Annotated in this window: 1 protein-coding gene; it reads left to right on the top strand. The window is 35.7% G+C overall.

Annotation, left to right across the window (positions count from 1 at the left end; genetic code table 11):
* Positions 1 to 255: reverse transcriptase domain-containing protein (locus tag KW850_RS34635; RefSeq protein ID WP_218351743.1), on the top strand; the 255-nt coding region annotated here is incomplete at both ends.

Raw genomic sequence — 255 nt, 5'->3', positions numbered from 1 at the left:
AAGAAAAGACCGTTGGGAATACCGGAACATGAAGATAAGATTGTACAAAAGTGCATCACGAAGATACTAAATTCTATCTATGAAAATGACTTTCTAGACTGTTCCTTTGGATTCCGACCAAATCGTAATTGCCACGATGCTTTGAAAACACTGAACTTCTATATTGAGAAGAGGCCAGTAAATTATGTAGTAGATGTAGATATAAAAGGATTCTTTGACAACGTTGACCACACATGGATGATGGAGTTCTTAAAA

It is taken from the genome of Bacillus sp. sid0103 (genome assembly GCF_019219025.1).
The sequence above is the reverse complement of the archived record's forward strand: the minus strand, read 5'-3'. Positions and strand labels throughout refer to the sequence as shown.